The organism is Micromonospora parva (genome assembly GCF_040649675.1).
Taxonomy (GTDB): domain Bacteria; phylum Actinomycetota; class Actinomycetes; order Mycobacteriales; family Micromonosporaceae; genus Micromonospora; species Micromonospora parva.
In genome coordinates this window covers 343,841-360,358 of record NZ_JBEZFX010000008.1, presented here as the reverse complement: position 1 = coordinate 360,358, position 16,518 = coordinate 343,841, and the positions used below count along the sequence as shown (strand labels likewise).

The 16,518-nt window shown below is 72.4% G+C and carries 17 protein-coding genes; 7 read left to right on the top strand and 10 right to left on the bottom strand.

Annotated features, from left to right (window positions below; all coding sequences use genetic code 11):
- Positions 1 to 78: 78 nt before the first annotated feature.
- Both AB0C03_RS22070 and AB0C03_RS22065 read right to left on the bottom strand, forming a co-directional pair.
- Positions 79 to 855 (bottom strand): ABC transporter ATP-binding protein, encoded by a 777-nt coding sequence (locus AB0C03_RS22070; RefSeq protein WP_036412239.1) that lies wholly within the window; start codon positions 853 to 855, stop codon positions 79 to 81.
- 34 nt (positions 856 to 889) lie between these two features.
- Positions 890 to 1,783: an ABC transporter permease gene (locus tag AB0C03_RS22065; protein ID WP_210857972.1), complete on the bottom strand. Its 894-nt coding sequence runs from the start codon at positions 1,781 to 1,783 to the stop codon at positions 890 to 892.
- A gap of 180 nt (positions 1,784 to 1,963) precedes the next feature.
- Between AB0C03_RS22065 and AB0C03_RS22060 the strand changes: the two genes are divergently transcribed.
- The 3 genes from AB0C03_RS22060 (at position 1,964) to AB0C03_RS22050 (ending at position 6,828) form a co-directional block, all read left to right on the top strand.
- Positions 1,964 to 2,602 (top strand): TetR/AcrR family transcriptional regulator, encoded by a 639-nt coding sequence (locus tag AB0C03_RS22060; protein WP_357638641.1) that lies wholly within the window; start codon positions 1,964 to 1,966, stop codon positions 2,600 to 2,602.
- Between the two features lie 125 nt (positions 2,603 to 2,727).
- Positions 2,728 to 4,842 carry a DUF6077 domain-containing protein gene (locus AB0C03_RS22055; protein WP_357638639.1) on the top strand — a complete coding sequence of 705 codons (2,115 nt, stop codon included), beginning with the start codon at positions 2,728 to 2,730 and terminating at the stop codon, positions 4,840 to 4,842.
- A 228-nt stretch (positions 4,843 to 5,070) separates the two neighbouring features.
- Positions 5,071 to 6,828 carry a CDP-glycerol glycerophosphotransferase family protein gene (locus AB0C03_RS22050; RefSeq protein ID WP_357638637.1) on the top strand — a complete coding sequence of 586 codons (1,758 nt, stop codon included), beginning with the start codon at positions 5,071 to 5,073 and terminating at the stop codon, positions 6,826 to 6,828.
- A gap of 122 nt (positions 6,829 to 6,950) precedes the next feature.
- Here AB0C03_RS22050 and AB0C03_RS22045 read toward each other — a convergent pair whose 3' ends face one another.
- A complete protein-coding gene (locus AB0C03_RS22045) occupies positions 6,951 to 7,289 on the bottom strand; it encodes a DUF952 domain-containing protein (protein WP_210857974.1) in 339 nt (112 codons plus the stop codon).
- A gap of 113 nt (positions 7,290 to 7,402) precedes the next feature.
- Here AB0C03_RS22045 and AB0C03_RS22040 point away from each other — a divergent pair, with 113 nt between their 5' ends.
- The 3 genes from AB0C03_RS22040 to AB0C03_RS22030 all read left to right on the top strand — a co-directional run bounded on the left by AB0C03_RS22040 (position 7,403) and on the right by AB0C03_RS22030 (position 9,924).
- A complete protein-coding gene (locus AB0C03_RS22040) occupies positions 7,403 to 7,714 on the top strand; it encodes a hypothetical protein (RefSeq protein ID WP_030335804.1) in 312 nt (103 codons plus the stop codon).
- Between the two features lie 98 nt (positions 7,715 to 7,812).
- Positions 7,813 to 8,469, top strand: a complete 657-nt coding sequence (locus tag AB0C03_RS22035; RefSeq protein ID WP_030335802.1) for a response regulator transcription factor — start codon at positions 7,813 to 7,815, stop codon at positions 8,467 to 8,469.
- Positions 8,470 to 8,478: 9 nt separating this feature from the next.
- Positions 8,479 to 9,924 (top strand): sensor histidine kinase, encoded by a 1,446-nt coding sequence (locus AB0C03_RS22030; RefSeq protein ID WP_357638635.1) that lies wholly within the window; start codon positions 8,479 to 8,481, stop codon positions 9,922 to 9,924.
- 9 nt (positions 9,925 to 9,933) lie between these two features.
- Here the strand turns inward: AB0C03_RS22030 and AB0C03_RS22025 are convergent, their stop codons facing one another.
- The 4 genes from AB0C03_RS22025 to AB0C03_RS22010 form a co-directional block, all read right to left on the bottom strand.
- Complete coding sequence (locus AB0C03_RS22025) at positions 9,934 to 10,881, bottom strand: TAXI family TRAP transporter solute-binding subunit (protein ID WP_425339855.1); 948 nt, start codon at positions 10,879 to 10,881, stop codon at positions 9,934 to 9,936.
- A gap of 71 nt (positions 10,882 to 10,952) precedes the next feature.
- Positions 10,953 to 11,696: a hypothetical protein gene (locus tag AB0C03_RS22020; RefSeq protein ID WP_357638632.1), complete on the bottom strand. Its 744-nt coding sequence runs from the start codon at positions 11,694 to 11,696 to the stop codon at positions 10,953 to 10,955.
- Between the two features lie 107 nt (positions 11,697 to 11,803).
- Complete coding sequence (yaaA, locus tag AB0C03_RS22015; RefSeq protein WP_030335794.1) at positions 11,804 to 12,601, bottom strand: peroxide stress protein YaaA; 798 nt, start codon at positions 12,599 to 12,601, stop codon at positions 11,804 to 11,806.
- 64 nt (positions 12,602 to 12,665) lie between these two features.
- A complete protein-coding gene (locus AB0C03_RS22010) occupies positions 12,666 to 14,351 on the bottom strand; it encodes an ArnT family glycosyltransferase (RefSeq protein ID WP_357638630.1) in 1,686 nt (561 codons plus the stop codon).
- Positions 14,352 to 14,523: 172 nt separating this feature from the next.
- Between AB0C03_RS22010 and AB0C03_RS22005 the strand changes: the two genes are divergently transcribed.
- Positions 14,524 to 15,564: an App1 family protein phosphatidate phosphatase gene (locus tag AB0C03_RS22005; RefSeq protein ID WP_036412232.1), complete on the top strand. Its 1,041-nt coding sequence runs from the start codon at positions 14,524 to 14,526 to the stop codon at positions 15,562 to 15,564.
- Between the two features lie 17 nt (positions 15,565 to 15,581).
- On the opposite strand, the gene AB0C03_RS22000 is transcribed toward AB0C03_RS22005, so the two are convergent.
- The 3 genes from AB0C03_RS22000 to AB0C03_RS21990 are packed head-to-tail and all read right to left on the bottom strand — an operon-like array spanning position 15,582 to position 16,500.
- On the bottom strand, positions 15,582 to 15,755 hold the full coding sequence (locus AB0C03_RS22000; protein ID WP_357638628.1) for a hypothetical protein: 174 nt from the start codon (positions 15,753 to 15,755) through the stop codon (positions 15,582 to 15,584).
- Positions 15,752 to 16,111 carry a hypothetical protein gene (locus AB0C03_RS21995; RefSeq protein ID WP_357638626.1) on the bottom strand — a complete coding sequence of 120 codons (360 nt, stop codon included), beginning with the start codon at positions 16,109 to 16,111 and terminating at the stop codon, positions 15,752 to 15,754. Before AB0C03_RS21995 ends, AB0C03_RS22000 begins: the two co-directional genes overlap by 4 nt.
- Positions 16,108 to 16,500: a hypothetical protein gene (locus AB0C03_RS21990; RefSeq protein ID WP_357638624.1), complete on the bottom strand. Its 393-nt coding sequence runs from the start codon at positions 16,498 to 16,500 to the stop codon at positions 16,108 to 16,110. The genes AB0C03_RS21995 and AB0C03_RS21990 overlap by 4 nt, the downstream gene beginning before the upstream one ends.
- Positions 16,501 to 16,518: the final 18 nt, after the last annotated feature.

Here is a 16,518-nt window from a genome sequence, read left to right as displayed (position 1 = left end):
ACGCGCGGACCGCGCCGCCCCAACGCGGGCGACGCGGTCCTCGGGGGTGCCATGTCGATGCCGGACGTTCGCGGAACTCTACTTGCTGTTCGCGTACGCCTCGTATGCCCGGATGACCTCGTCGGTGGGGCCGTCCATCCGGATGACGCCCGATTCCAGCCAGATCGTCCGTTCGCAGGTGTCCCGTACGGAGGAGAGCTGGTGGCTGACCAGGAACACCGTTCCCGCGCCCTCGCGCAGCTCCCGCACCCGCTGCTCGCTGCGCTTGCGGAAGCCCTTGTCGCCGGTGGCGAGCGCCTCGTCGATGAGCAGCACGTCGTGCTTCTTGGCGGCGGCGATGGAGAACCGCAGCCGGGCCGCCATGCCGGACGAGTACGTCCGCATCGGCAGGCTGGCGAAGTCACCCCGCTCGTTGATCCCGGAGAAGTCGATGATCCCCGCGGCCTGCTTGGCCACGTCATCGGGATGCATGCCCATGGCCAGGCATCCGAGAACGACGTTGCGCTCCCCGGAGAGGTCGTTGAGCAGGGCGGCGTTGACGCCCAGCAGCGACGGCTGCCCCTGGGTGTGGATGGCGCCCCGGTTGACCGGCAGCAGGCCGGCGATGGCCCGCAGGATGGTGGACTTGCCGGAGCCGTTGCTGCCGATCAGCCCGATCGCCTCGCCCCGGTACGCGGTGAAGGAGATGCCCTTGACCGCGTGCACCTCCCGGACGTTCGGCGCGTGGGTGCGCTTGACCAGCCGGCGCAGCGCGGCCACCGGCGTGGTGCCACCGGCGGCGCCCTGGTGCACCCGGTAGATGATGTGCGCGTCGTCCACGACCACTGTCGGGATGCGTTCCTGCGTCCGGGTCATCGTCGCGTTCGCCTCGGTGTGGGCGTTGAAGTGCTCAACCACGGCCGTACTCCTGTTCGCCGCGCCAGAAGTAGAAGAAACCGCCGATGCCGGCCACCAGCGCCCAACCGGCGCCGACCAGCCAGAGCTGGGTCAGCGACTCGTTGAGCAGCGGTGCCTCCTCAAGCAGCGCGTACCGTGCCAGCTCGATGTAGACCAGGAGCGGGTTGAACTGCACGAGGGTCGTCGCCCAGCCGGGCAGCCGTTCGAAGAGGCTGACGCTGTAGAGCACACCGGAGCCGTACATCCAGGTCCGCATGATGAACGGCATGACCTGCTTCAGGTCGCTCGACTTGGAGCCCAGCCGGGCCACCAGCAGCACCACGCCGGCGTTGAACACCGCCTGCAGCAGCAGGGCCGGCACCAGCAGCAGCCACTCCCAGGTGAGCGGTTCGCCGGTGACCAGCACGATGCCGACGAGCACCACCATCGAGGCCAGCAGTTGCTGGAACTGCGTGATCGTGGTGGACAGCGGCAGGCTGGCGCGGGGGAAGTGCAGCGCTCGAATCAGCCCCAGGTTGCTGCTGATCGACTGCGTGCCGGCCAGGACCGCGCTCTGGGTGAAGTTGAAGATGAACAGCCCGGTGGTCAGGTAGGCGATGAAGTTCGGGATCTCGTTCTGCGCCAGCACCACCCCGAAGATCAGGTAGTAGACCGCCGCGTTGGTCAGCGGGGTGAGCACCTGCCAGAGCTGACCCAGCTTGGCGTTGCTGTACGAGGCGACGAGCTTGGCGTTGGCGTACGCGGCGATGAAGTGCCGGTAGGCCCATAGTCGGCGGCTGTACTCGACGAGGCTGGGGCGCTCACCGGCGACCCGGAGCCCGTGCCGAGCGGCCAGCTGCGCCTGGGTCAGGCCCGTGGCGGGGTCGACCAGCGCGGTGGTGGCCATGGAAATGGCGCTCCGATCTTTCGTGCAGACGGGGGTTGCTCGCGACGATCGCATCCTAGTGGGAAATTTGCGCGGGGCGCCGCCTCGTCGCTGCCAGGACAGTAGTCCGAAACACGTCGGGACGCAACCGTACCGTCGTTGCGCTACGCTGTGCGGCGTGACCTGCGATAAGAGCCCTCGATGACCACCGAGAAGAGGCGGGCACCGGCCGGCGCGGCGGTGCTGCGCGACGAGATCACCACGGCGATCCGCCGCGCGCTGATGCAGGAGCTCGCCGCTGTCGGCTACGGCCGGCTCTCCATCGAGGCGGTGGCCCGCCGGGCCGGCGTCAGCAAGACGGCGATCTACCGACGGTGGAGCTCGAAGCTCGACCTGGTGCTGGAGATCGTCGCCGCCGCGGCCCACGGCAAGCTCCCCGCGCTGGACACCGGCACGCTGCGCGGTGACCTCGCGCTGCTGTTCCAGGTGGTGGCGCACGCGCTGCGGCACCCGCTGGCGTCGCAGATCATCCCGGACCTGCTGGCCGAGGCCGCCCGCAACCCCACCATCGACGCGACCCTGCGTCAGGTGCTGCACACCCGGCAGCAGGAGATCGGCGGTCGCCTGGTCACCCGGGCCGTACAGCGTGGTGAGCTGCCCGCCGACACCGACCTGGACGCCGCCGTCGACCTCATCGTGGGGCCGCTCTACTGGCGGCTCGCCATCGCCCGGCTCCCGCTCACCGACGGCTACCTCGACAGCCTCGTCGAGTCCGTGGCGGCCGGGCTCGGCGCCGACAACGTTCTGCCCCGCCCCCGGGCGGCCCCGAGATCTGACTGACCAGCACCCCGACACTCGGTCGCCGGCAGCAGCGGTCGCTCTGCCCGATTCCGCTACGCTGCCCCCTTGACACCCGGCCATCACCGTGCCGAGGCCCCTCATCCGTCTGACGAGTAAGGACGCCCGTGGCCAACGTCGACAGCATCGCCGTAGCGCCCGCCGAACCGGATCCGACGCCCCGGAGCGGGCAGGCACCCCGACCGTCCCGCGCTCGGGGGCTGTCCCGGGTAGGCGCGCTGGTGGCCCACGCCCCGGCGGTGCTCACCGATGGCGCCGTGATCGCGTTCGCCCTCTTCACAGTGCTCTACCACCTGGCCTTCCTGGGGGACCTGCGTCCGTCGGTGACCTTCCGGATCTGGCTGGTGGCCTGTGTGGTGCTCGCGGTGGTGGCCGTGCTGCGCGCCCGCCGCCGCGCCGGCACCCGGACCGACAGCGCCCCGACCGACAGCGCCCCGGCGGTTCCGGAGGAGCCCGACGGTGCGCGGCCCGCCACCGACCGTCGCCTGCTGATCGGCGTTCTGGTCGCCGCCGTGGTGGCCTCCGTCTCCGCCGGTGCGGCCGGTACCAGCATCGACCTCACCTGGTGGATTCCGGCCGTCGCCGGCCTGCTCGCGGCCGTCGGCGGGCTCCTGCTGGTACGCCAGGCGTGGCTGCGCGGCCCGGTGCCCGCCCCGGCCGCCCCGGCGCCCACCGCGGCGCAGTCGGCGTACGCGTTGGTCGTCTCGGTACTGGTCGGCATCTCCTCGTTCTTCATGGCCCGCAACACCCCCGACGACGTCTACTACGTCGGCAAGTCGGTGTGGATCGCCGAGCGTGACCTGATCCCGCTCAACGATTTCCTCTTCTCCGAGAACGTGCTGCCGGCCATGGGCTCGCAGCCGCCCATCCCGTCGATCGAGGTCTTCGACGGCGCGTTCGCCAACGTCGTCGGCATCCACGCCAGTTCGGCCCTCTGGTACGTGCTGTTGCCGATCATGGCGATGCTCGCCGCGCTGGCGCTGTGGCGGTTGACGCACCGGTGGGCCCCGCGCCGTGTGTTGCTCGCCTTCACCGTGGCGATCGCGTACCTGTACCTCGTCGCCGGCGACGATGCCGCACTGGGCACGTTCCACCTGCTCCGGCTGCACGAGGGCAAGGGCATGTTCGTCTCGGCGGTCATCCCGCTGATGTGGCTCTACCTGACCGAGTGGTTCGACACCCGGTCGCGGCGCAGCCTGGTGCTCATCGTGGCGCTCTCGATCACCGCGATCGGGCTCACCAACACCGCGGCGATCATCCTGCCGATGCTCGTCGGCGCCGCCGGCTTCGCCATGCTGCTGGTCGGCCGGTGGAAGGCGGCCGTCGTGGCGGCGGTCGCCGCCCTCGCGTACCCGATCGGCTCGCTGGTGGTCTCCCGCCTGGTGCTCGGCGGGATGACCGCGACCGGCGCGGACGACGCCTTCTTCGACGCGGCGTACACCTACCGGCGGACCCTGCTGTTCGGCGTGGTCGGGGTCATCAGCGGTCTCGCGCTGTGGTGCGGCGCGTTGCTCGCCCGCCGCCGCACGCCCGCGCTGCTCGCCGCCGGCGCCGCCCTGGCGTTGAGCGTGTTGTTCGTGCCCGGCGTGCTGGAGGTGCTCAGCGCGTTGAGCGGCATCTCGGTGGTGTTGTGGCGGGTGCCGTGGCTGCTCGCCCTGCCGACGCTGATCGGTCTGCTCTGCACCGTGCGTGTGCCGGCACCGAGCCGGGCGCTGCGCCGGGCCGCGTCCGGTGCGATCGCGGTGCTGCTGGTCGCGTCGTTCGCGCTGTTCGCCACCCCGATGTGGTCGTCGAAGAGCTGGGTCGAGGTGCACCCCCGCCCCACCTGGAAACTCCCGCAGCAGCGTCAGGCGATCGCGTTCTGGATCAAGGGTCTGGACCGCCCGGAGGGTCTGCTGCTCGCCCCGAAGACGATCATGCGGACGACGCCGATCGTCACCAGCGAGGTCCGGGTCGTCCTGCCCCGTGACTTCTACCTCGTCGAATACGACCTCAACTCCCAGTTCGCCAAGGACCGACTGTTGCTGTCCGAGTTCGCCGACGGCACCGCCAGCCCGACGCCGGCGGAGCTGACGCCGGCCCTGGACCGCCTGGACGTGGGCACCATCTGCGTCTACAACGGCAACCGGTACGCCCGCGACACCGCGCCGAAGCTGGGCTACCAGGAGTTCGCCAAGCGCCCGAGCCCCGGCGGGATGACCTGCTTCCGGCGGGCCGGCTGACCGCTGCGCCCACCCCACGCGCCCGACCCCGTGCGGGGGTCGGGCGCGTCCCGGGCCGGAATTTTGCCCGAAATGGTGCCGGATACCCGAGCGACACCGAGCTGTCCGCTCGCGTTAAGGTCGCAGTCACACGCAGCGGGCCGCGACTGAGCCACTGCGCGACGGGGGAGTGACGTCGGTCCATCACGGGCACCGCCCGCAACGAAATCTCGTAGGGAGCGAACTCGCTTGTTCGGCACGTTGACAGGACGCCTCGGAGTGGCCGCCCAGAGTGCGCTACTGGTACTGGCCTACCTGGTCATGCTCGTCGCTGGCGTATTCGGTTGGGTCGGCCTGTTCGCCGTCGCCGGGTTGGCCGCCATCATCGGCGAGTTCGCCGTCGCCCGCTGGTCACCGCCGTCGCAGCTGCTGTTGGAGAAGGTGGGCCTGCACTGGTCGTACCGGCAGTTGACGCGGGACCTCGCCGCCGTGCTGCTGGTCGCCGCCGAGGTGCGGCTCAGCGGCGGCGAACTGACCCTGCTGCTCGTACTGCCGGCCGCGGTGTGGGTCGTGTCGGTCTTCGCCGGCGCGTTCTCCACCATGATCGAGCGTCGTAACCCGATCTCCGCCATGGTGCGCAACATCGAGCTGGGTCCACTGTCCAGCGCGCCCACGCCGCCCGCCTGGGCGGCGGCGGTCGCCGGTGACCGGATGCCCCTGCTCAACCTGCTGCTGGTGCCGGCCGGTGTGGCCGCTGCGGTGCAACACGACCCGACGCCGTTCTTCGTGGCCGGTGCGGTGGCGGTCGTGGCGACCGGTCTGGTGGGCGCCATCATCGCGCTGACCTGGCTGCGGGGTCGGGGCGCGGGACAGGGTCCGCTGCTGCCGGCGGTCCAGCGGTGGCTGGACAACTACCGGCCGGAGGTGGCGCTCTACTTCGCCGGCCCGGCCAAGGACGTCTACCAGGCCAACATGTGGCTCGCCCCGACCGAGGCGCTCCAGCAGCGCGCGGTGGTGCTGATGCGCAGCCGGGAGGCGTTCCTGGAGCTGGCCGACACCCGGCTGCCGGTGATCTGCGTACCGGCCGGTGTCGACTTCATGAACCTCGACCTCGGCGGCGTCCGCGCGGCGCTCTACGCCGCCAACGTCGGCGCGAACATCCACATGCTCCGCGAGCCGGGTACGAAGCACGTCTTCGTCGGGCACGGCGACAGCGACAAGCAGGCCAGCGTCAACCCCTACAGCAAGGTGTACGACGAGGTCTGGGTCGCCGGCCTCGCCGGTCGGGAGCGTTACGCGCGAGCCGGTGTGGGGGTCCTCGACTCGGACATCGTCGAGATCGGCCGGCCGCAGCTCGCCGGTGTGCACACCTTCGGCGCCGAGTCGGTGGACCGGCCGTTCACGGTGCTCTACGCGCCCACCTGGGAGGGTTGGCTCGACGACGACCCGTACCACACCTCGCTGGTGCTGATGGGTGAGCGGATCGTCAAGGGGCTGCTGGCCACGAACCCACGGCTGCGCCTGATCTACAAGCCGCACCCGCTCACCGGGTCGCGGTCCAAGGCGGCGAGGGCGGTGCACGAGCGGATCGTCGCCGCGATCCGCACTGCCGGGGGCGACGCCGACGCGTCCTCGTTGGACGGCACCGCGCACCTGGTGGTCACCGGCCGCACGCCGGCGCTGTTCGACTGCTTCAACCAGACCGACCTGCTGATCAGCGACGTGTCCAGTGTGGTGTCCGACTTCGTGCAGAGCCAGCGGCCGTACGTGGTGGCCAACCCGGCCGGCCTCTCGGAGGACGACTTCCGCCGCGAGTACCCGACGGCTCGGGCCGCGTACCTGCTCTCCAAGGACTGCGGTGAGCTGGAGAAGATCGTGACGGTCACCCGGGCCGGCGACGACCCGATGACCGAGGCCCGCCGGGAGCTGAAGACCTACCTGCTCGGCCCCGCCGAGGCGAACCCGATGGACCGTTTCCAGCAGGAGATCGACCGGCTCTGTCACTGAGCTGTTGCCAGTACGGCAGCGCGCCCGGCCCGACACCGTCGGACCGGGCGCGTTCGCGTCAGCGTGGGTTCGGGTCGGCGTGGGTGCGGGTCGGCGTGGGTGCGGGTTAGCCCACGTTCGGGTCAGCCCAGCAGGGCGGCCACCGCGTCGGGGACCGGAAGGTCCACCGGCAGCGCCCGCGCCGCCACCACCGCGGTGACCGGCAGCGAGCCGTACACGTGCGGGAACAGCTGACCGCCGCGCGACGGCTCCCACCGCAGCGCGTCGCCCAGTCGCTCCTCCTCGACGCTGAGCAGGGTCAACCCGGTGGCACCGGCGAAGTGTCGCCGTGCCGTCTCCACCACCTGGTCGCCGGAGGAGAGGTGGATGAAACCGTCCTGCCGGTCCACGGCGGAGCCGGCGAAGGCGCCGACGGCGAGCGCGTCGTCCCACTCCGCGCTCGACAGCAGTTTGTAGATCACCACAGCAGCGTACGGGGCGACCGTCGGCGCGCTCGCCCGGTTTTCGCCGGTACCGCCGCGCCCGCCGCCTCCCGCCGGGCATGCTCAGGTCAGAGGCCGCGGAGGGATGGGCGATGCAGAGCTACGACGATGACTGGACCGACAGCCAGCGGGCACTGTACGACGAGTGCTACCGGGCCGGCGGCGAGTGGGCCGAGGACCCGGACACTCCGTCCGACGACGTACAGCACGTGATCAACCTGGCCGAGGCGGACGACGACGCCTTCGACGATGCCGAGATCGACTACCCGCCGCTGGTCGACGCTGTCACCCAGGCCAGCGGGGTCACCGTCACCAGCGTGCCGGCCAGCCACGAGGACCCCGGTTTCCGCGGATTCACCGACGGCGTCAGGGACGCCACCGCCGAGGACGTCTTCGGCCTTTAGGGCGTGGGTCGCCGCCCGGCGCGGGCGGGCGGCCTCCCGGTCCGCGCGCGCTTCTGCCACCATTCGCAGAACAAGCGCTGCGACGGACGGGGGCACGGGTGCGAATCCTGCTGGTGGAGGACGACCGCCGGGTGGCCGCTGCGCTGTCCTCCGCCCTCACCCGCCGGGGGTACGAGGTCGAGCACGCGGCCACCGTCGCCGCCGCACTCTCCGCCGCCCCGTGCGACCTGGTGCTGCTCGACCTGACCCTGCCCGACGGGGACGGCACCGACCTGTGCCGGGAGCTGCGTCGGCGCAGCAGTCAACTCGGCATCATCGCGGTGACCGCCCGGGGTGAGGAACGGGACCGGGTGCTGGGTCTGCGCCTCGGCGCGGACGACTACGTGGTCAAGCCGTTCTCGATGGTGGAGTTGCAGGCCCGGATCGAGGCGGTGCTGCGCCGCGCCGCGAACGCCGCCCCCGAGCGGCACCTCATCGAGGCCGGTCCGGTACGCATCGACGTGGCCGCGCGGACGGTCACCGTCGACGGGCGGGTCGTCACGTTGACCCGCAAGGAGTTCGACGTGCTGCTCTCGCTGGCCCGCCAACCCGGGGTGGCGGTGCCCCGCGACCGGATCCTGCTCGACGCCTGGGGCACCACCTGGGCCGACCGGCACACCGTCGAGGTGCACGTCGGGTCGCTGCGCGGCAAGCTCGGCGACGCCCGCCTGGTGGAGACCGTGCGCGGCGTCGGTTACCGGCTGCGCGACGCGTGAGGAGCTGACGTGCGTCGCCGCCTGGTGATCAGCTATCTGCTGCTGATGGTCCTCGTCCTCATCGCGTTGGAGACCCCGTTGGCCGCCACCATGGCCAGCCGGGAGACCGAACGGGTCCGTGCCGACCGGCTCGCCGACGCCACCCGGTTCGCCTCGCTGGCGGGGCCGGCGTTGCGCGACGGCGGGCCCGGCCCGATCGAGTCGGAGCTGACCAGCTACGACGACCTGTACTCGATCAGCGCGGCGATCGTCGACCGGGACCGGAACACCCCGGTCTCGTCGCCCCGGTGGCAGCCCACCCCGGGCACCGCCACGGTCCTGGACGTCGCGCTGTCCGGGCAGCAGACCAGCGCCCCCGAGTCGGTCTGGCCCTGGACGACCGACTCGGTGGTGGTGGCGGTACCGATCAACGACGGCGGTGAGGTGCTCGGCGCGGTGGTGATCGTGACCCCGGCCGACCCGATCCGCCGAGCTGTCGTCGCGTGGTGGCTGCTGCTCGCGCTGGCCGGTCTGCTCGCCGTGCTGGCCTGTGTGCTCACCGCGTTCGGGCTGGCCGGTTGGGTGCTGCGTCCGGTCACCGAACTGGACGCGGTCACGCACGAGATCGCCGAAGGCGACCGGGGCGCCCGGGTGCAGCACCGGCTGGGGCCGCCGGAGCTGCGCCGCCTCGCGGCCAGCTTCAACCACATGGCCGACGTGGTCTCCGACGTGATGGACCGGCAGCGCGCCTTCGTCGCGCACGCCAGCCACCAACTGCGCAACCCGCTCACCGCGCTGCGGCTACGGGTGGAGGAGCTGGGGCCCAGCCTCACCGACGAGGACGGTCGGTCCGAGCACCGGCTGGCCCTGGAGGAGACCGACCGGCTCGCGTTGGTGCTCGACGCGCTGCTCACCCTCGCCAGGGCCGAACGGGAGGAGAACGAGCGCGTCACCGTGGACGCCGCCGCGGTGGCCGCCTCCCGGGTGGCCGCGTGGGCGCCGCTGGCCCGGCACCGGTCGGTCGCGTTGCGGCTGGCCACCACCGACGCCCCGGCGTACGCCCAGACCGTGCCGACCGCCGTCGACCAGGCGTTGGACGCGCTCATCGACAACGCGGTGAAGTTCAGCGGGGCGGGTGGGGCGGTGACGGTGACGGTGGCCCGCCGCGACGGCGGGGTGGCGCTGGAGGTTCGCGACTCCGGCCCCGGCATGACCGAGAGTCAGCTCGGCCAGGCGACCGAGCGGTTCTGGCGGGCCCCGGACGCGCAGAACGTGGACGGCGCAGGGCTGGGCCTGACCATCGCGGCAGTGCTGGTCGACGCGTCCGACGGGCGGCTCACCATGCGCCCGGGGGAGTCGCGGGGGCTGGTCGCCGCCCTGTGGTTCCCGGCGCCGGTCCTCAGCGTGGAGCCGGCGGAGGAGGAGCCGGCGCAGGAGGAACCGGCCACCGACCTGCGGCCCAGCCCGGCGCGCTGAGCCCGGCCGTCACGGTTTGGTGGCGCGGTACCACGCGGCGGCGCCCGGGTGCAGCGGCAGCGGCGCGGTGACGATCGCCGAGCGGGGGCTCATCCGTCCCGCCGCCGGATGCGCGGCGGCCAGCTCGGCGCGGCGGTCCATCAGCAGCCGGGTCACCTCACGGACCAACGGTTCCGGCAGCCCGGCCCGGACGATCAGGTAGTTCGGGTTGGCGACAGTGGTCACCGCGTCCACCCCGTACACCGAGCGGGGGATGTCCCGGGAGACGTAGACCTGGCCGTAGCGCGAGCGCAGCGGCTCGGTCCACTCGCTGAGGTCCACGATCCGGATGGCGCTGGCGTCGGCCAACTCCTCAATGCCCCGCACCGGCAGGCCTCCGGAGAAGAAGAACGCGTCGATCCGCCCGGAACGCAGCGCCTTCACCGAGTCGTCCAGACCGAGCCGCTCGCGGCGCACCTCGCCGCCACCGAGGCGGGCCACCTCCAACAGCCGGGTCGCGGTGATCTCGGTGCCCGAGCCGGGCGCGCCGACGGAGACGCGCCGGCCGCGCAGGTCGGCGACAGTGCGGACCGGGCCACCGCTCGTGGTGACCAGGTGCAGTTGGTCGTCGTACACCCGGGCGACGGCGGCGACCGCGGGGCTTCCCGTCGTGCTGGTGGGCAGCACGTCGGCCTGGGTGAAGCCCAGCTCGGCCCCGCCGGAGCCGACGAGCTGGACGTTTTCCGCCGAGGCGGCGGTGACCACCACGCTCGCCCGGACGTCGGGCAGTTCCCGGTTGAGGATGGCCGCCAGGGACTGCCCGAACGCGTAGTAGACAGCGGTGGGGCTGCCGGTGGCGATCCGGATCGACGTCGGCGGGGTCGGGGCGTCCCGGCAGCTGGCGACCGCGAGGTTCGCGATCAGCAGCACCGTCCACAGGGCGGCCAGGCCGGTGCGGCTGGACGAGGTACGACTCACGCGGTGCACTGTGCGCCGTCGTGCCGGTGCGCGCAAGCCCGGGTCGGGCGACGTCCGGACGCCGGCACCGATCAGCAGGCGGCGCGACCCGCCGGCGCACCGACAGCACGCGCCGGGTTCATCCCGCGTGCTGTCGCCGTCACGGGTGCCGCCATCGGTGCGCGCGCCGGCTCCAACGCCGCGCTGCGCAGGATCCGCTGCCGGTCCGGGCCGTCGGCCACGCTGACCAGGAAGCAACCGGTGCCGGGGCGGAGCCGGGCCGGCACGTCGAGCACGGCCGCGCCCCGGATGAGCACCGCTGCCAACTCCCGGTCGGTGAGCCGGACACCGAGGATGTGCCGGCGGACGTGCCGCCCGGCGGCCAGCAGCGCCGAGCGCCAGGCCGCCTCCGCCAGCCGGGTCACCAACCGCCGACGGGCCGGCGAGGCGCCGGGCAGCGGCCCGCCGAGCAGCTCGCGCCGCCCCTGCCACCAGCCCGCGTCCAACATCCGGGTGTACGCGCCCTGGTGCTCCCGGGGCACCCACAGCCGGTGCAACTCGTAGCGGCGGCGCAGGCCGCCGACGGCAACCTCGTGGGTGACCGGGATGTCCAGCCGGGCGAGCAGTTGCCGCATGCGCTGCGCGGCGTCCTCCCGATTGAACTCCACCCCGGGGGTGTGCTCGGCCCGTACCGCGCTCGGTCGGGCGGCGGTCGGCGGCGGTGTGCACCGTTGCAGGCAGGCGGCCTCGAACGCGTCGCCCAGTGTCAACCAACCCAGCGGGGCCGGGGACGTCGAGGGGTGGGGCCGGTCGAGCAGGGCGGGTTCGCGGGTCAACGGAGGCTCCCTTGTCGGAGTCTGGGTCGCCTTACCGTGGCCCCTGTCACGCCGTTACGGAACCGCTCCGGCCGAGCCTTGAGCAAATCTTGCGGCTGCCGTGCCCGCTACAGGTCGGTGACGACCACATCCACCTGCCGTACCCGGCCCGCGGCGGTGCCCTGCTCCAACACCGTGTGCTTCAACTCCCGCAGGGTGCCCACCAGCTCCGCCGCGGTACGCGGCCGGGCGCCGGCGACGAGGAGGTCGCGGACCAGCCGCCCCTTGGTGGCCTTGTTGAAGTGGCTGACCACCGAGCGGACCGGCACCCCGTCGACCTCCCGCTCGTGCAGAACCCGCACGGTGACGGTGCGCTCGGCCAGCTCTCCGCGCGGCGTCCAGGTGGCCGCGTACGCACCGGAGCGCAGGTCCAGCACCGGGCCCCGCCCGGCAGCCCCGTCCACCGCCGGCGTCAGCTCCCTGCGCCAGTACGCCGACAGCGCGCCGACCTCGGGCAGTCGGGCGCCGATCGGGCAGCGGTACGGCGGGATCCGGTCGGCCAGCCGTACCGCGCCCCACAGGCCGGAGCTGATCAGGATCGACCGGCGGGCCGCCCGTTGCGCCGCGGCCGGCAGGGAGGCCAGGTCCAGCGCCTCGTAGAGCACCCCGGTGTAGAGCCGCTCGACCGGGGCGGTGGCCGCCTCCCGCAGTCGGGCGTTGCGCCGCAGTTCGCCGCGTTGACCCTCGCTGAGGCCGAGTGCCGACCGCGCCGCCTGCTCGTCCGGCCCGGCGCTCAGCGCCACCAGGGCGTCCAGCACCCGCTCGCGGGCCGGGTTCAGCTCGGGCAGCGACAGCCGGTCCGGGGTCCAGCGCCGTCCGGTGCCGGCGTCGGCCTTCCCCTCCGAGGGCGGCAGCAGGATGAGCATGGGTCTCCTCGACGGGCGAAACGCGGCGCCCCACGCGCCGGCCCGGCCAGCGTACGACCAGCCCCTACCGCCAGGGCCGCACCGGGGTGTCGGGGTGGTACACGCGATAGCCGCCGACCTCCCGCACCGGCGTGGCGTCACCCCGGTCGGCGAGCAGCCTCCGCAGCCGCCGGTCCATCGGCGAGCCGGCCTCCACCACGTAGCCCGGCCGCTCGGCTCGCCCCACCTGCCGCCAGTACGGCCGGTAGCGGTTCTGCCCGGGGGACAGGTCGGCGTCGAGCACCCCGCAGACCACCGACTCGTCCGTGTTGAAGATCAACCGGTTGCAGGTCCAGTAGTCCCCGTACACCTCGTGGGGCCCGTCGGCGCGCAGCGCGGCGGCCAACTCCCGGGCCTGGCGCTCCTCGGTCCGCGACGCCGCGGTGCCGGTGGCCGCGAAGAGCACGGTGATCACCAGCGTGGTCACTGTCAGCGCGGCCAACACGGCGGCGGACAGCGCGCCGGCGATCCGGCCCAGCACGCTGCTGGTGCCCCGCCAGGCGGTCAGCGCCGCCACCCAGAGCGGCCAGAGCACCGCCGGCAGCGACAGTTGCAGCACCGACAGGTAGCGGGCGTTGTCCAGTGGGCTGGTCGCGGCGAGCGGGCTGCGCACGTACGACAGCAGTGTCAACGCCGCTCCGGCGATCAGCGCGAGCTGCACGACCGGCCCGACCCGCTCTGCACGCAACCCTCCGGGCCTTTGCTCTGCACCCGCGGACGCGACACCGGCGCGTTCGACCCGCTCCCTACCCGGAGTTGCGGCCGCGCGACGGTACGCGAGCACCGCGAGTGCCGTGCCGGCCACCAGCAGCACCGGGTACAGCACGCCGAACCACTGTTGCCAGCGTCCGCAGCCGTCCACCGGGCAGAGCCCGTGCGCCAGCGGCACCCCCTCCAGCAGGCCACCCCGGATCCGGTCGGACCACGGTGGCTGCGGCCCGGTCTTGGTGCTGACCTCCCGGAACACCGACAACGAGTCCTCACCGGGCCCGGCCCGCAGGTTGTCGACGATCATCGGGGCCACCCCGACGACCGCCCCCGCCACCAGCAGCAGACCGCACCAACCGAGCAGCTCCCGCCGTACCGCCCAGAGCAGGGCCAGCCCGGCCACCGCGAGGTACGGCAGGATCAGCCAGTCCGACCAGACCGACAGCCCGACGAGCAGCCCGAACAGCCCGATCGCGAGGCGTCGGCGGTGAACCGTGCCGACGGCCAGCCCCACGGTGATCAGCAGCATCAGCAGCACCGCCGGCTTCACCTCCGGCCGCCCACCGACGACGGTGAGCTGGTCGCGCACCACCCGTTCCGGCCCGAGCGCGAGCAGACCCACCACGAAGGCGGCGAACCACGGTGTGCAGAGCCGGCGGGTCAACCGGTGGATCAGATAGAGGAAGACCGCGTACAGCACGAGCATCGGCAGCCGCAGCACCGGCCAGCTCGGCCCGGCCACCGCCATCAGGGGAGCGGCCAGGTACGACTCCAACACCCCCATGTAGTGCTGGCCGTAGAGAAAGATCGGGCGTTCCCGGCCCTGGGCGATGTGCAGCGCGGCGAGACCGAAGGTCGCCTCGTCGCTGTTCGACACCGGCACGGTGAAGAGCGTCAGAATCAGCCGGTAGACGACACCGGCGACCCCGAACAGCAGCGCGACGAGCGCCGGCCGGTCGAGTCGCGGACGCCATCGCCCGCGGTGCTGCTCTGGATGCGACACGACCAACGCCCCCGTCGTCGTCCCGACCGGAGTGTTTCACGTCCGGCCGGGCCGCCGAGGTGGATCGGCGCAGCCAGGGTTGGCGGGGCCGGTACGGCCGGGGCTGGCTGGGCCGGTGCGGCCGGGGACGGCTCGCGTGGCCGTGGCTGCCGACGTGTGGCAGGGTTGGCGCGTGCCACCCACTCCCGCCGGCCAGCTGGCCGTACCGAACCTGCACCGGGCCGCGCGGATCGAGGACGCCGTGCACCAGCTCGTCGAGCGTCGGCTGCGGCGCACCGGCTGGCGGATCAACATCGTCGCGTACACCGGTTACGGCGCGCCGGGGTGGGTGCGGGTGATGTGTCGGGTCCTGCTGGGCCGTCCGGACACCCGCCAGCGGGGTCGGCTGGACAAGGTCCGCGGCTGGCGCAGCTTCACCACACTGCCCGCCAAGCACGTCACGGTGACCATCGAGGCCGGCGGGGTGTGCCACGAGACGCGGGCCGACCGCAGCGGCTTCGTCGACACGCTTGTCGAGGCCGACCTGCCGCCCGGTTGGGGCACGGTCCGGCTCAGCGTCCCGGACGCCGAACCGGTCGACGCGCCGGTGCGCATCCTCGACCCGGACGTCAAGTTCGGCATCCTCTCCGACATCGACGACACGGTGATGGTGACCGCGCTGCCCCGACCGCTGCTCGCCGCCTGGAACACGTTCGTGCTCGACGAGCACGCGCGCAACGCCGTGCCCGGCATGGCGGTGCTCTACGAACGGCTGGTCACCGCGCATCCCGGCGCCCCGGTCTTCTACCTCTCCACCGGCGCGTGGAACGTGGCGCCCACGTTGACCCGCTTCCTGTCCCGGCACCTCTACCCGGCCGGGCCGCTGCTGCTCACCGACTGGGGGCCGACCGCCGACCGCTGGTTCCGCAGCGGCATGGAACACAAGCGCAGCACCCTGGCCCGGCTGGCCAAGGAGTTCCCCGACGTGCGCTGGCTGCTCGTCGGCGACGACGGCCAGCACGATCAGGAGATCTACCGCGAGTTCGCCGCCGCCCACCCGGAGAACGTCGCCGGGGTGGCGATCCGCCGACTCTCCCCGACCCAGTCGGTGCTGGCCGGTAGCCTGCCCGCCCCGGCCGGCCGCCCCTCGTCGGGGCCGGTGGGGCAGAAGTGGCTCTCCGCCCCGGACGGCGCCGGCCTGTGGCAGCTGCTGCGCGACGCCGGCCTGGTCTGACCGTCAGCCCCGCCGAGCTATCGGCCGTCGAACACGTCTTCGAGGACAAGTCTCGCCCGGCCGGGGACCTCTTCGTCCGGGAAGATCTCGGTGCAGAGGCCGAGGACCTCGTCGGGGTTGTTCAGCCCGAGTTGCTCCACCAGGAAGCGGATGTCCTCGGCATCTCGGCGCCGTGCCGCGAGTACCTTCATGGCAAGCAGGTGTTCCGGGGACGCCGCCGAGACCCGCAGGCCAGGGTGATCGAAGACTCGTGGTGCCTCCGGGCTCCGCCAGCGGCGACGTACACGCTCGCCTGTTCGTTCAGCCACCACCGCGGCAGCCCGAGCTCATCAGCGACAGCCCGCGCTTCGTCGAGCACGATGCCGTGCGGCTGAAACACAGCGTCGATGTCCCGGGTCGCCCGACGGGCGTCGTAGGCCAACGCCATTGCAGCTCCACCGAAGATGTACAGGTCGGCGATCACACCTCGCTTTGCCAGCCGGTCACCGAGCCTGCGGAAGGCGTCCTCGATGGCAGTACGGTCCAGCAGCGGGTCGTCGGCGCTCACGCGACCTTCAACTCCTGTGGGGAGATGAACACCCCACGGCGCCGGAACGCCGCAGGCGAGTGCACCACGGCGTCGACGCGGGCGGCGCGAGTGTTGAAGGGGAACCAGAACTGCCGTAGCGACCGCGTCTCGACCCACGAGGGAGCGCCGCGCCCGTCGCGGGCGGCGAGGTACTCCGTCAGCGCCGCGAGGAAGACGTCCCAATGATCGTCACCTGTCGGAGCTGGCTCCTGGATCAGCAAGTCAGCGCGACGCTCGGACGCTTCCCAGCTGTACTCCTCCAGGAACTCCGCCACCAGACGCCACCGCCTGGGGTCGTCGACCCCGGCGAGCAGGACGCCCAAGCGTGCCATCGTCATCGGCTCGTACATCGCAGGACGATTGCTCACAGCGTCAACGCTAGTACA

What these genes read in the sequence shown, in the direction of transcription:
- AB0C03_RS22070 (WP_036412239.1), bottom strand. Translation starts at nt 855, where the DNA reads ATGACCCGGACGCAGGAACGCATCCCGACAGTGGTCGTGGACGACGCG.
- AB0C03_RS22065 (WP_210857972.1), bottom strand. Translation starts at nt 1,783, where the DNA reads ATGGCCACCACCGCGCTGGTCGACCCCGCCACGGGCCTGACCCAGGCG.
- AB0C03_RS22060 (WP_357638641.1), top strand. Translation starts at nt 1,964, where the DNA reads ATGACCACCGAGAAGAGGCGGGCACCGGCCGGCGCGGCGGTGCTGCGC.
- AB0C03_RS22040 (WP_030335804.1), top strand. Translation starts at nt 7,403, where the DNA reads ATGCAGAGCTACGACGATGACTGGACCGACAGCCAGCGGGCACTGTAC.
- yaaA (WP_030335794.1), bottom strand. Translation starts at nt 12,601, where the DNA reads ATGCTCATCCTGCTGCCGCCCTCGGAGGGGAAGGCCGACGCCGGCACC.
- AB0C03_RS22000 (WP_357638628.1), bottom strand. Translation starts at nt 15,755, where the DNA reads ATGAAGGTACTCGCGGCACGGCGCCGAGATGCCGAGGACATCCGCTTC.